The organism is Paraburkholderia sp. J69-1 (assembly GCF_905220255.1).
In the GTDB taxonomy this organism is placed as follows: Bacteria; Pseudomonadota; Gammaproteobacteria; order Burkholderiales; family Burkholderiaceae; genus Paraburkholderia.
In genome coordinates this window covers 124,549-136,517 of sequence record NZ_CAJMZG010000004.1, presented here as the reverse complement: position 1 = coordinate 136,517, position 11,969 = coordinate 124,549, and the positions used below count along the sequence as shown (strand labels likewise).

Here is an 11,969-nt window from a genome sequence, read left to right as displayed (position 1 = left end):
GTAATGCCTGGAGCTTTTTTGCGTAGTGCGAGGGATATTGCGATAAGGCTCGATCAGTAAAGCACACTTTGCCGATCTGCGCTGCGCGGGCTTGTACCCGGCTTTCACACGCTCTTTTGCGCGTTCTTTCAAGCGCTCTTTCACGCGCGAATCCAAACGAAAACGGCCCGCCGGAAAACCGTGCGGGCCGTTGCAGTGCAGCGAAAACTACGTGCTGGCGTGTGCGCTTTAGCGATCCTGCGGCGCGCGCGCCAGATGCGCGTGACGGCGCGAATACAGGAAGTAGATCGCGAGGCCGATCACCAGCCACACCATGAACGCGACCCACGTGAGCCACGCGAGATTGAGCATCAGGAACAGGCACGACGCCACCGCGAGAACCGGCACCACGGGCACGCCCGGGCAGCGGAAGGCGCGCGGCAGGTTCGGGTGCGTCTTGCGCAGCACGAGCACGGCGACCGAGACCATCGAGAACGCCGCGAGCGTGCCGATGTTGATCAGTTCGGCGAGCACGTTCAGCGGCACCAGCGCGCCGATCAGGCCGAAGAAAATGCCCACGAGCCAGGTTGTGAAGAACGGCGTGGCAAAGCGCGGATGCACCTTCGAGAGCTTCGCCGGCAGCAGACCGTCACGCGACATCGCGAAGATGATGCGGGTCTGGCCGTAGCTCATCACCAGAATCACGGTGAGCATGCCCAGCACGGCGCCCAGATCGATGAAGCCCGCGACCCATTTTTCGCCCGCGACTTGCAGGGCGTACGAAACCGGGTGGCCGATGTTGGCGAACTGCTGCCACGGCACGATGCCCGTGACGACCGCGGCCACCGACACATACAGCACCGCGCACACAGCCAGCGAAGCGATGATGCCGACCGGCAGATCGCGCTTCGGGCTCTTCACTTCTTCGGCGGCCGAGGACACCGCATCGAAGCCGATAAACGCGAAGAACATCACCGCCGCCGCGCCAAACACGCCGTTCCAGCCGTGCGGCATGAACGGGTGCCAGTTCGCGGGCGTGACGTGGAATGCGCCCACGGCGATCACCAGCAGCACGACCGTGACCTTGATCGCGACCATGATGTTGTTGATGCGGGTGGACTCGCGCACACCGATCGACAGCAGCGCGGTGATCCCCATCATCACGAGGAAGGCGGGCAGGTTGAAGAGCGTGTGCACGCCGGGCAGCGCGCCGGGCGCGGCGGTGAGCGCAGCGGGTAGCGTGACGCCGAAGCCGGACAGCAGCGACTGCAGATAGCCCGACCAGCCCACCGACACCGCCGAGCTGGCGAGACCGTATTCGAGCATCAGATCCCAGCCGATGATCCAGGCGATCACTTCGCCGAGCGTGGCATACGAATAGGTGTAGATCGAACCGGCGACGGGAATCGTCGAGGCGAATTCGGCATACGAAAGCGCGGCGAAACAGCAGGCCACGGCGGCGATCAGGAACGAGACCATCAGCGCGGGGCCGGCTTGCACCGCGCCCGTGCCGGTCAGCACGAAAATACCGGTGCCGATAATCGCGCCGATGCCGAGAAAGGTAAGGTCCAATGCGCCGAGCGCCTTCTTCAGGCCGGCGCCCTTGGCGCTTGCCTGCAGCATGTGTTCGACGTTTTTCTTGCGAAAGAGGGACATTTGGCGGGGAACTCCAGGTGTAACGCGCGGGCGGGCGATCGAATGCATCGCGCCTCGCGTGCCGTATGTCGGGGGAAACCCATAATTTTAGCCGATCGCAGCTTTCAACCTGATTGATTCAGGCCGATTCGGGTCGGAATGGACCGGTTCGGCGTCGGATTGGGCGGTCGATTCCGCCGCAAAGCGGCTTCGGCGCGCGCAAACCTTGCCTGCGCGCGTCGCTATCGGCGAAATGTATTTCTACATCAAGGGCTTGTGGCGAGAAGGCCGCCTTAGTGGCCTTAGTGACCTTGGTGCGCCGGCTGGACCGGCGCGGCGCTCAAACGGCCGGCGCGGGCGAGAGATCGATGAGCTGGTTGCTCATGACGTAGAAGGTCAGCTCCGCGTTATTGGCGAGCTTCATCTTTTCGAGCAGGCGCGTGCGGTACACGCTCACCGTCTTCACCGAAAGCGACAGCGTATGCGCGATATCGGTCAGACGTTTGCCCGAGGCGAGCATGCACAGCGTCTGGTATTCGCGGTCGGAGAGCTTTTCGTGCGGCAGTTGTTCGCCGTCGATCAGCACGTAATCGGCGAGCGCTTCGGCCATCGCCGGGCTCACGTATTTGCGGCCGCTCGCGACCTGCTGGATGGCGGCGGTCATCTGCGCGGCATCGACGGTCTTCGACAGATAGCCCGATGCGCCCGCCTTGAGCGCGCGCACGGCGTACTGGTCTTCGCGATACATCGAGAACATCAGCACCGGCACGCGCGGCGCCTTTTTCTTCGCGCGCTTGAGGACTTCGATGCCGCTCATGTCGGGCAGCGAGATGTCGAGCAGCGCCACGTCGCAGGCGTGTTTGGCGATGGCGGTGAGCGCTTCCGCGCCGGTCTGGGCTTCGATCACTTCGCTGGCGATGCCGCGGTCGAGCAGCAACTGGCGCACGCCCTGGCGCACCACGGCATGATCGTCGACGAGCAGGATGCGCAGGGTCATGAGTGAATGCCTTTGGCGAGGTTCGGGCCGATGTTCGTGCTGAGATTCGAGGCGACGTCGGCGTTTGCGCGCGCGAGCAGCGTGTCCCAGAAGAAGCGCGCTTCCACGGTCGTGCCGGGGCGCTCGCGCGCTTCGGGCGCGGCATCGGCGGCGAGCGGGTTGGCCATGGCGCGCAGCGCGCCGCCAAAGGCCGCGCAACGTTCGCGCATGCCGGCGATGCCATAGGCGCCGCGCCGGTTGATGCCGTCTTCGGCGCAGGGCGCGCTTTCTTCGCGCTGGCCGCTCTGCTTCTTGGCGCGTCGCGCCGCTTCGCGCGACAGGCCGATGCCATCGTCGATCACGCTGAGCACGAGGGCGTAGGGCGTGCAGGCGAGCCGCACTTCGACGCGCGACGCCTGGGCGTGGCGCGCGACGTTAGTGAGCGCTTCCTGCGCCACGCGGAAGATCGCGAGCGCGGCTTCGTCGGGCAGGTGGGCGAGGCGTTCCTTGTCTTCGGCGCTGAAGCCCCGGCCGTAGTGACCGGAAGAGGCGCGAACGCTGAAGCTGGCCGCGAGACCCGTGCGCGCGCCAAAACCGCGCGTCCAGTTCGCGAGTGCGGTCGCCAGTCCTTCGTCGAGTTCGGGGGCGTGCAGGCCGTCGAGCACGTGGCGCACGGCTTCGGCGGCCGCGTCGAGCGAGCGCACCACCAGTGCGAGTGCCTGCGCGCATTGCGGCGAGGCATCGGCGGGCAGCCACGTTTGAACGTTTGCTAACGCGAAGCGCGTAGCGGCGAGTTCGGCGCCGACGCTGTCGTGCAGTTCGCGTGCGAGGCGGCGGCGGGCGGCTTCGTCGGCATGAACACGGGCGGCGCCCGCTGCGACGATCTGCCGCTGCACGCGCGAGATGGCGTCGAGCGCCGCGCGCGCGCCTTCGGCGTCCGCGAGGAAGGAAAGTCCGCCGGCTGCCTGTGCAGTGCGCGTAGCGGTCGCGTCCGCACGAGGCGGGCGCGCGTCGAACGCGGCGTGAGTCGACGTATCCATCAATCCCCCGTTAATCCCAATAAGGAATCGGTTTCCTGCTGTTCTTCTGCCAGCGCTGTTCAGGCCAGCGCGGCGAAGCGCCGGCGTGGTCTTACGGCACGGCGCAGCGTAACGAAATTTACATACGGTAACAACCTGGCACTGATACCACCAGGCCTTACGGTATGACTAATGCTGCGCCGCGATATTATCCCAAAAACGGAAAACATTCAGTCGGGACAAGGCTTAGCGGCGCAACCCTGAGAGCCTGGATGAGGTCGGCATCCGGCGTTTTTGTAGGAAAAACACTGACAAGCAACTTACTTGAATTCCGCGAAAAATGTAACCGCTGTGCATCATTTCATGTCGCAGTGTGGCGTGCAAGCCGCGAAAAAAAACCGGAGCGCATGGCTCCGGTTTTTGGGGTCGGCGTCAGCCGAAAACACTCTGTAAGGCGGTGGTCTGAGGTTATCCCAGTTAGCCGCCCGATTTAGCCAACGAAGGCCTTTTCGATCACGTAATGACCCGGCTCGTTGTTGCTGCCTTCCTTCAGGCCGGCCTTTTCGAGCAGTTCGACCGTGTCGCGCAGCATGTGCGTGCTGCCGCACAGCATGATGCGGTCGCGCTCGGGCGTGAAGCCGGGCAGGTCGAGGTCCGTGAACAGCTTGCCGGTGTCGATCAGTTCGGTGATACGGCCGCGGTTGTCGAACACTTCGCGCGTGACGGTCGGGTAGTAGACCAGCTTTTCGCGCACGATCTCGCCCAGATACTCATGCTCGCGCAGTTCTTCGGTGATGAATTCCTTGTACGCGAGTTCATCGACGAAACGGCAGGTATGCGTGAGGACGATCTTGTCGAAACGGTCGTAAATGTCCGGGTCCTTGATGATCGACATGAACGGGGCGAGGCCCGTGCCGGTCGACAGCATCCACAGGACCTTGCCGGGCAGCAGGTTGTCCGCGACCAGCGTACCGACGGGCTTCTTGCCGATCAGAACCTTGTCGCCGACCTTCAGATGCTGCAGGCGCGACGTGAGCGGGCCGTCCGGCACCTTGATGCTGAGGAATTCGAGATGCTCTTCGTAGTTCGCGCTGGCGAGCGAGTACGCGCGCATCAGCGGCTTGCCGTCCACTTCGAGGCCGACCATGGTGAACTGGCCGTTGTCAAAACGCAGGGCCTGGTCGCGCGTGCACGTGAAGCTGAAAAGCGTGTCGGTCCAGTGGTGGACGCTCAGAACGGTTTCTTCGGTGAATTTGCTCATGGTTCCTGAAGGTGCGAAACAAGGTCCGCCAAACGGGGCGTTCCTTCCGGCCGTACATGCGAGGCATGACGGGCGGTCCTGACGATGCGCGGCGCGCGGTTTGCCGCCATGCGCCCGCCGATGTACCCCGCCGTTGTACCCGCCGTGATACCCATTGGTCGCCGGCCAGTCGCGCGAAGGCGAACGAGGCGCAATCCGCCATTTTACCGCGAGCGCGCCTCGTGGGCGCCGCCGCGTCGAAAGGGGAAGAGGGCCAAGCCATGGGCGAGGCGTTCTGCTGGCGCCCGCACGCGGGGCGTGACGGGGATCGCTGGCGTCGGCTGGGAGGCGGCGCCGTGACAGGGCGCGCTGGCCGCAAACGGCGTGCAATCGTGATCGGATCGGTACCCGAATATCGACGCACACCGGCGATTTAATGCAATTCTTCGGCCTAGATGATACCGGAAGGTCTGTCAGACCGCAGCATAGACCCTGCTGTCGAGGCCACTACAGTGCGCGTTGCGCGGCGTTTTACCGCCGCTTTCGCTGTTGCGGCGACGATCGCTTCACCGTTTCGTAGCTTCAGCGATCGGCGGCGAGTTTGGCCGCGAGGCCGATCAGCGCGGTGCCGCAAAACGCGTCGATGGGGCGGCGCAGGCGCTTGTAGCCGCGCTGCGTGCGCTGATCGGCGAACAGCAGCGCGAGGCTCGCATGCCAGCCGAACGACATCGACGCGACCAGCGCGAGCGCCGCGCCATAGAACCACGTAGGCGGATGGGCGGGAAACACCGCGGCGAACACGCTGGTCCAGAACACGCAGGACTTCGGATTGGTCAGGCAGGTGAGAAAGCCCGCGCGCCACGTGCGCAGCCAGCTGCGGCGATCGGGCGGCGGGAGCGGCGTCACGGGTGCTTCCGGTGCATGCGTTTCAGCCGGGTCCTTGCGCACGCCCGAGCGCAGCAGCTTGAGGCCGAACCACAGCAGATACAGCGCGCCCGCCGCGCGCACACCCTGATAAAGCCAGTCGATCTGCTGCAGCACGGCGGCGAAGCCGAGCATCGCAAGCGCGGCCCATAGCGTCGAACCCGCGCCCACGCCGAACGCCGAAGCGATACCCAGCCCGCGCCGCCCGGCCAGCGAAAGCTGCGTCACCATGAAAAAATTCGGTCCCGGACTGATGAGCGCGAAGGCGTAGACGACGGCGATCTGAAGCAGCGTGGCGAGGTGGTGCATGGCGGCGGGCGTTGAAATGGCGGGCTGCAAAGAAACGCGCCGTTCGAGGCGCGCGACGCGACATGGTAGCGCGGCGCGAGCCCCTGTGCGTGCAATAACACGTGCAAATCCACGCGTCATTGCATCGGTGTCCTGCCGATGTTTTCGGCGCCGCGTTGCGCGCGCCTCAGGCCCTTATTCGAGCCGCAGCCGCGCCATATACGGCAAGTGATCGGACAGCCACGCAGTTTCCTGCGCGGGCTGGATCAGCTCGACCGGTTTGAGACCGCGCACGAACATCTTGTCGAGCGCGAGCGCGGGCGAAAACGCCGGGAAGGTGCGCGCGGGTTCGCCCAGCAGCGTGGCCACTTCCTGCAGGCCGTGTTCGGCGAAAAGCGGCACGGAATCGTTGCGCCAGTCGTTGAAGTCGCCCGCGAGCACGAGCGGGCCGTCCGGCGCTTCCTTGGCGATCCAGTGCGCGATCCACGTCATCTGCCGCATGCGTGCGCTGCGCGTGAGCGCGAGGTGCGCGCACAGCAGCGTGACCGACTGGCCCGCGAAACTTGCGCGCGCAACCAGCAGGCCGCGCCGCTCGAACCGGTGCGCCGAGATATCCCAGCGGCCGCCCAGATCGAGCGGATGCGGCGAAAGAATCGCGTTGCCGTGCCGCCACGAAGGTTTGAAAACGTTCGGCCCGAGCGCGATCTGCAAGTCGAGCGCGTGGGCGATTTCCGTCGCCTGGCATTGCCAGACATCTTCGATGGGGTCGCCCAGCGGCGCGCCGAATGTCGATGACAACAACGGCTGCGGCAGGCGCCGCGCCATTGCTTCCTGGAGAAACCAGGCATCGGCATGGGTGGATTGCACCCAGCGCCGCATCGCTTCCCAGGCCTGAAAACCGAGCGGCGAGCGGCCCTTGTGCAGGTTCCAGCTCACCGCGACGAAGTCCCCGGTATGAGCCGGGTCCAGGTCGATCAGAGGTTGTTCGAAATTTCGCATGCTGGTTACGGCAGGTTCTTACGACGGTTTTTTTACGACGGTTTCAGGGCGATTCCGCGCCGATGCCAGGCGCGCATCAAGGCTGCGCCGAGGGCGGCGCGAGACTCGCCCGCACGCGGTAGACGATCGTCGGGTCCTTGTCCACGATGGTCCAGTTGACCCACTGGCCAGCCGGCAGATTCAGCCCCGGATGGCTCGCGCCCACCTGGCGCGGTTGCGGCGGCAGCTTGCAGCCGTCGGTGGTTTTGGGCGCGGCGGGGTTTTCCAGCGTTTCCTGCGCCTCGATCTGCATCAGCGTGTCGCTCGCGCTCGCCTGCAAGGGCGAAACGGTGATGGTGCGTTGCAGGTCGATGCTGCCCGCCGGTTGATCCTTGCAGCCGACGTTATGCGAGACGACCTTGTGGTGCGTATCCGTGCGCGCCTGGCCGACGGTGGTGGTGCCGTCGAACGTATCGATCTGCTGGCCGTCGCGCATCACCTGCAGCGTCCAATGGACCGAGGGCGGCGTGCCGTCGGGCGCAACGGCGACTGGCGCCGATGCCGGCCGTGCAGCCTGAGTCTGCGAGGCCGCTTTCGCGAGCGCCGCGCTGGCGGCGGCATCGGTGAATCCATTCGGTTTGCCGACGGGCGCCGAGGCTGGCGTAGCCGGCGTGGTCTGGGCCTGTGCGCCCGTGGCCGGCAGGGCGGCGCCGGCGCACAGCGCAGCAGCGATCAAGTAAGGCTTCAACGGTGTCCACAACGTCATATACCGGGCTCCATGCACGCATGCCGCGCGACTCGACGAAGGCGTTTCGCAGCGGCGGGCGGGTTCCTTATGACCATCGATCCTATACCGGGTTCGCAAACGCCGGACCGCAACAGTCCATTGCAGATGGGGACGGCGCGGCCGCGCTTCAACCACTGCGCATATCGACATTCACGACATATGCGCAACGATGGTGCATTTTTATCGTCGTTGGAAATACGATTGTTATTTCTATTGCAACGGTGACTTGTTGTTTATTGGGATGGTTTATCGATAGTACGTGTTTACACTGAAGTCACTGAGATTCACCGACCCAGCGCGATTGCCGGCATTCATGGCTAGATTTGCGCGCGCCGATTACCGATCTTTACCGTTAGAGGTTTCGTCATGAAGAAGACTGTCTCGCTCGCCGCTCTCGTTCTTGCCGCTGCTACCGCTTTCGCCGCCGCACCGGCTTTCGCCTCCGGTTACGCCTCCAGCAACGCGCCCAAGAGCCGTGCCGAAGTCAAGGCCGAACTCGCGCAGGCCCGCGCCAGCGGCGAACTGCAGAACCCGAATTCGCCCGACTATCCGCAGCAATTCGCCACCGGCGGCTACTCGGTTCCGCGCGTGCAGATCGCTACGCCGCGTCACTGAGGGCAACTGGGTAAAGCGCAGATCCGCAACCCGCATTAACTGATCCGCATCGCTTCCTGAAAGCGCGTGTTCGCCAGCACGCCTACACCGCGAATGGGCATCGGAGCCACCGCCGCGCACGGCGTACAATTTTCGTGAGGCGGCGCCGGTTTCGAATCGATTCAACCCGCATGTCGATAGACGATTCGCAGCGTGGCGCCGCGCCCATCGCATAGACGCAGGCGGCGCGCAGAAGCACAGGCAGCGCCGCCGCAATGGCCGGAGGCGGGCGCAGGGACATGGATCAGATCGAATGTGTGGTGATCGGGGCGGGCGTGGTTGGCCTTGCCGTGGCGCGCGCGCTGGCCGCGCGCGGACGTGAAGTGATCGTGCTGGAGGCCGCCGACGCGATCGGCACCAGCACCAGTTCGCGCAACAGCGAAGTGATCCACGCGGGGCTCTACTACCCGCGCGGCTCGCTCAAGGCGACGCTGTGCGTGCGCGGGCGCGAAATGCTCTACGAGTACTGCGAGTCGCGCAAGGTGGCGCACGCGCGTTGCGGCAAATTGCTGGTCGCCACCGCGCCCGCGCAGATTGCGCAACTCGATTCGATCCTCGCGCGCGGCAAGGAAAACGGCGTGTTCGACCTCACGCGCATCAGCGCGAGCGAAGCGCTTTCGCTCGAACCGGCGCTCGAATGCGTGGCGGCGGTCTACTCGCCGCAAACCGGCATCGTCGACAGTCATCAACTGATGCTGGCTCTGCAAGGCGATGCCGAACGCGACGGCGCGATGGTCGCGCTCAAATCGCCGGTCGAATCGATCGACGCCACGGCGAACGGCTTCGTGATCCGCACGGGCGGCGATGCGCCCACCGAGATTCGCGCAGCCAGCCTGATCAACAGCGCGGGACTGCACGCGACGCATATCGCCAAACGCATTCGCGGGCTCGATTCGCGTCATATTCCGCCGCTTTATCTCGCGCGCGGCAATTACTTCAGTGTGTCGGGGCGCGTGCCGTTTTCGCGGCTCATTTATCCGATGCCGAACGAGGCCGGTCTTGGCGTGCATCTGACCATCGATCTGGGCGGCCAGGCGCGTTTCGGGCCCGACGTCGAATGGATCAAGTCGATCGACTATGACGTCGATCCGCGTCGCGCCGAGGCGTTTTACGCGCAGATCCGCAGCTACTGGCCGGGCCTGCCCGATGACGCGCTGCAACCGGCTTACGCGGGCATCCGGCCGAAGCTTTCGGGTCCGGGCGAACCGGCCGCCGATTTCGTGATTCAGGGCAACGCCGCGCATGGCGTGCGCGGGCTCGTGAATCTGTTCGGGATCGAGTCGCCGGGTTTGACGGCCTCGCTCGCGATCGCGCAGCGCGTGTGCGAAATGGCGGGGCGCGCTTAAGGACGCTCAGACGTTGCGTCAATCCGCCGCGCTCGCGGCGGTTCGACTGCACGCAAGGCCCACCCAAGCCCCAGCGGGCCCCATTTCTCGCCCGTTCAAGGCGCATCTTTCGCAAGATGCGCTTCCCTTATCTCCGGAATTTCGGGCGCACGCGCCGTGGCTGCGTTGCTATCCTTCACGCCACGCCGTCGTCAGAACGGTGTGCCCACAATACTGGAGTACGTCCCATGAAATCGTCCCGCCGCAGCTTTCTGATCACGAGCCTTGGCGTCGCCACGACCGTTGCGCTGTCGCGTCAGGCCTTCGCCGACGCGCCGAAAGCCACCGAGTCGGACCCCACCTCCCAGGCGCTCGGCTACAAGCTCGACGCCAGCAAGGTCGACAAGGCGAAATTCGCGAAATACGCCGCCGGCCAGGATTGCAGCAACTGCACCTTCTATCAGGGCAAGGCCACCGACGCCTTCGCTCCGTGCCCGATGTTCGGCGGCAAGCAGGTCGCCGGCAAGGGCTGGTGCAGCGCCTATAACAAGAAGGCCTGAGCCTTCTTCAGACGGCGCGCGCTTCGGGACGCATCGGCGGCACTCAGGCCCGCGCCATCAACAGTGGCGGACGCCTGCCGAACCACGGGCGCGCCGCTTCCAGTTGCGCCGCGAGTCGCAGCAGCAACGCATCGTTGCCCTCGCGCGCCGCGAATTGCACGCCGATCGGCAAACCGCGCGCATTCCACGCGAGCGGCACCGACATCGCCGGCTGTCCCGTCAGATTGAATAGCTCGGTGCAGCCCGCCCACGCGAACGCCTTGTTCGAGGCTTCGGTCAGCAGTTTTCTCATCAGCGCTTCCACCGGCATCGCCGTGACGGCGCGCATCTGCATGCGCTCCGCCTGCGTGGGCTTCAGTTCGCCGATTTTCACCGGCGGCCCCGCGAGCGTCGCGCACAGGATCACATCGAAACGCGTCATCAGATCGGCGAGTTGCGCGGTGATGCGCTGCTGCACGTCGAGCGCGGCAGGCAGTTCGCGCTCGCCGAACTTGCGGCCGATATGCGCCATCGCCCAGGTGGCGATCTCGAAGTCCTGACGGCGCGGCTTCGTGCCGGTGATGGTGTCGGCGTTGAGCACGTATTGTTCGGCGACGACCGACCACAGCATCAGGAACGCCTCGCGCGCCGCCGAAAAATCGATGCCCAGTTTCACCGGCTCGACGTTGTGACCGAGCGAGGCGAGCAGCGCGGCCGCGTCGTCGAGCGCGCTGCGCACGTCGGGCGAAAGCGCATCGGCGAAGAGAGGATCGTCGATATAGGCGATCGCCAGCGGCTTGCTGCCGTCGAGCGGCTCGCGCGCCGCCGCCAGATAAGTGCCCGGCGCGCCAGGCGCGAGCGTGGGATCGCCCGCGAACAGATCGAGCACGAGCGCGCTGTCACGCACGCTGCGCGACACGGCCAGATCGACGCCCAGCGCACCGGGCGCGGGCGGCACGTTCGAAGGCGGCTGCTTGCCGCGCGAAGGCTTCAGGCCGAACAGCCCGCAGCACGAGGCGGGAATGCGGATCGAGCCGCCGCCGTCCGACGCATGCGCGAGCGGCACGATGCCCGCCGCCACTGCCGCGGCCGCGCCGCCGCTCGAACCGCCCGGCGTGTGATCGAGACTCCACGGATTGCGGCAGGCGCCGAACAGTTCCGGCTCGGTGTACGGCATCTGGCCGAGTTCCGGCGAACTGGTCTTGCCGAAGATGTTGAGACCGGCGGCGCGAAAACGCTCGACCACGGGCGCATCGACCGTCGGCACGTAATGCCGGTAGTGGCGGCTGCCGAAGGTCATGCGCAGACCCGCGACCGACGCGCCCAGATCCTTGATGAGAAACGGCACGCCCGCGAGCGGCCCTGGCGCGAGCGCCTCGAAACCGTCGCCGCCCGCTTCGATGCGCAGCGCGCGTTGGCGCGCCGCGTCGTAGTCCTTGAGCACGACCGCGTTGATGGCGGGATTGGCGGCCTCGACGCGCGCGATGGCGTCGTCGAGCAGTTCGCGCGCGCTCACATCGCGGCGCTGCACGAGTTCGGCGAGGCCGATGGCGTCGTATTCCAGATAGTCGGACTGCAAGTGGTGCACTCCTTGTCGGCGTCGGGAAGCAGCTTGCGACGCAGTT

The 11,969-nt window shown here is 65.4% G+C and carries 10 protein-coding genes and 1 pseudogene; 3 read left to right on the top strand and 8 right to left on the bottom strand.

Annotated elements, in window-relative coordinates:
* Positions 1-228: 228 nt before the first annotated feature.
* The 7 genes and pseudogenes from U5A67_RS08885 to U5A67_RS08855 form a co-directional block, all read right to left on the bottom strand.
* Entirely contained in the window at positions 229-1,635 is a 1,407-nt protein-coding gene (locus U5A67_RS08885) for an amino acid permease (protein ID WP_205983034.1), read from the bottom strand.
* Between the two features lie 319 nt (positions 1,636-1,954).
* Positions 1,955-2,611: a response regulator transcription factor RqpR gene (gene rqpR, locus U5A67_RS08880; protein WP_205983033.1), complete on the bottom strand. Its 657-nt coding sequence runs from the start codon at positions 2,609-2,611 to the stop codon at positions 1,955-1,957.
* Positions 2,608-3,630: a sensor histidine kinase gene (locus U5A67_RS08875; RefSeq protein WP_321813758.1), complete on the bottom strand. Its 1,023-nt coding sequence runs from the start codon at positions 3,628-3,630 to the stop codon at positions 2,608-2,610. The genes rqpR and U5A67_RS08875 overlap by 4 nt, the downstream gene beginning before the upstream one ends.
* A gap of 469 nt (positions 3,631-4,099) precedes the next feature.
* Complete coding sequence (locus U5A67_RS08870) at positions 4,100-4,870, bottom strand: ferredoxin--NADP reductase (protein WP_027815827.1); 771 nt, start codon at positions 4,868-4,870, stop codon at positions 4,100-4,102.
* Between the two features lie 561 nt (positions 4,871-5,431).
* Positions 5,432-6,082: a LysE family translocator gene (locus U5A67_RS08865; protein ID WP_321813757.1), complete on the bottom strand. Its 651-nt coding sequence runs from the start codon at positions 6,080-6,082 to the stop codon at positions 5,432-5,434.
* 174 nt (positions 6,083-6,256) lie between these two features.
* Entirely contained in the window at positions 6,257-7,060 is an 804-nt protein-coding gene (locus U5A67_RS08860; protein WP_205983028.1) for an endonuclease/exonuclease/phosphatase family protein, read from the bottom strand.
* A 76-nt stretch (positions 7,061-7,136) separates the two neighbouring features.
* A pseudogene (locus U5A67_RS08855) lies at positions 7,137-7,556 on the bottom strand (hypothetical protein); the annotation flags it as partial.
* A 636-nt stretch (positions 7,557-8,192) separates the two neighbouring features.
* Here U5A67_RS08855 and U5A67_RS08850 point away from each other — a divergent pair.
* The 3 genes from U5A67_RS08850 (at position 8,193) to U5A67_RS08840 (ending at position 10,365) form a co-directional block, all read left to right on the top strand.
* The gene (locus U5A67_RS08850; RefSeq protein ID WP_321813756.1) at positions 8,193-8,441 is read left to right on the top strand and encodes a DUF4148 domain-containing protein; all 249 of its coding nucleotides are present in this window, start codon (positions 8,193-8,195) and stop codon (positions 8,439-8,441) included.
* A gap of 278 nt (positions 8,442-8,719) precedes the next feature.
* Positions 8,720-9,826 carry an NAD(P)/FAD-dependent oxidoreductase gene (locus tag U5A67_RS08845; protein ID WP_205983026.1) on the top strand — a complete coding sequence of 369 codons (1,107 nt, stop codon included), beginning with the start codon at positions 8,720-8,722 and terminating at the stop codon, positions 9,824-9,826.
* Positions 9,827-10,053: 227 nt separating this feature from the next.
* Positions 10,054-10,365: a high-potential iron-sulfur protein gene (locus U5A67_RS08840; RefSeq protein ID WP_205983025.1), complete on the top strand. Its 312-nt coding sequence runs from the start codon at positions 10,054-10,056 to the stop codon at positions 10,363-10,365.
* Between the two features lie 43 nt (positions 10,366-10,408).
* On the opposite strand, the gene U5A67_RS08835 is transcribed toward U5A67_RS08840, so the two are convergent.
* On the bottom strand, positions 10,409-11,923 hold the full coding sequence (locus U5A67_RS08835; protein WP_205983024.1) for an amidase: 1,515 nt from the start codon (positions 11,921-11,923) through the stop codon (positions 10,409-10,411).
* Between the last annotated feature and the right edge of the window lie 46 nt (positions 11,924-11,969).